1 protein-coding gene is annotated in these 1445 nt (G+C 59.0%); it reads right to left on the bottom strand.

Annotated features, from left to right (window positions below):
• Positions 1-107 precede the first annotated feature (107 nt).
• Positions 108-815, bottom strand: a complete 708-nt coding sequence (locus ABT070_RS46180; RefSeq protein WP_351769364.1) for a TetR/AcrR family transcriptional regulator — start codon at positions 813-815, stop codon at positions 108-110.
• Positions 816-1445: the final 630 nt, after the last annotated feature.

Raw genomic sequence — 1445 nt, 5'->3', positions numbered from 1 at the left:
CCAGCAAACTGCGGACCTGACCTCAGCACAGATGTGAACACCGAGCCCCGCCGCAGTCCTCGACGCCTCACCGCCTACCGTGCACCAGCTCGTTACACAGACCCGGATCACCCAACGTCAGCGCGCAAAGGCAACCCGATAAGGTCAGTAGATGCTATAAGGCCCTTGAGGAGTACGAGTAGTGTCTGATGGAGGGCTTCCGGAAAGTCCGAATCTATAAAGGCGAAGCTCGAGTTAGCGTCGTAGACGGCGCGCACTGATTGGGCGGGGTGCGTGTGGGTCCACAAGCCGCAAATCATAACGATGATAAGGACGGCACCCTGCTGAGAGCGACGCAGGTCGAGTTCAGGGAAGAGGTCGCGAAGAAGCTCGGCCAGCGCGAGAATGCTGTCGGGGGCACCTTTCTTGAACCGGGTCGCAACGTCAAGGGAGATGTTGTGTTCGAGGACGCCAGCCTGTGCGCTGAGCAGCTCACACAGCATGGGCCGCGCAGCGAAAGAAGCGGCCAGTCCAGATGCGACTGTCTCGATTCTGGTGTGCAGGGGTTCGCGTCCCAAAATGAGAGAGCGAAGTGGATCGGCCGTCTCGGTGATGAAGTCGCGTGCGCTCTGCTCGAGCAGTTCAAGCAACACGGCTTCACGCGATTCGAAGTAGCGAAGTACATTGGACTTTGCGAGCCCAACACGCCGGCTCAACTCGTTCAGGCTGAGTTTAGAGACGGGCATCTCGGCGAGCATAGCTGCGGCGTTCTGCAGGATGTGCTGCCTGCGTACGGAGCGTTGTGTCTCGTTCCTTGCCCGCTGGAAGGTCGTCATATCGACAGTCTACAGACTGCCAGTCTCTTGATTAAAGGCTGCATTCCTACTAGGTTTAGGAGACCGGACGTCTCTTATGTTGATGAGTGCGGCACCACTCGGCCTCACTAGAAGTTCAGCTGATGTCGGCATGTATCAGTCTCAGGCGCGCAGGTGTGAAGACTAGACGTACCGCCACTACAGCGTGGGAGTTGAGCTTGACACGAAGAGAGGGACAGAGCAGGTGAGCAAGAATGCGCTGCTGAAGTTGAACTCGCGGTGGCCGGGGGTCTGATGTCTCGTGATCGTAGTGGTATGCCGGAGGGATCAGGTATGTGCAGTGAGGCGGGCCGACGCCAAGATTTCGTAACACGATCTTGTTAAAACGACCTGGTGGGGCGTGACCGGTCTGACGATTCAGCCGTTCGTGAACTGTGAGCACCCGGCCGTGGATCGTGGACGACGACTTGTGTGCGCTGATCGAGCCGCTGCTGCCGCGCTGGTCTGAGTGATCACCGGGGCCGCGACCGGTGGCGGACCCGCTGTGTCTGCAAGGTGGCGTTAACGGTCTGAACTGGTTCAGGCACGGATTCCGTGAAGTGGATCGTGCTGCTGTGCGCCGGTGACGCTCCGTCATCCTGGGCGTCATCC

Origin of the sequence: Streptomyces sp. NPDC002884, assembly GCF_040295245.1 — a bacterium.
Classification (GTDB): domain Bacteria; phylum Actinomycetota; class Actinomycetes; order Streptomycetales; family Streptomycetaceae; genus Streptomyces.
The sequence above is the reverse complement of the archived record's forward strand: the minus strand, read 5'-3'. Positions and strand labels throughout refer to the sequence as shown.

What these genes read in the sequence shown, in the direction of transcription:
- ABT070_RS46180 (WP_351769364.1), bottom strand. Translation starts at nt 815, where the DNA reads ATGACGACCTTCCAGCGGGCAAGGAACGAGACACAACGCTCCGTACGC.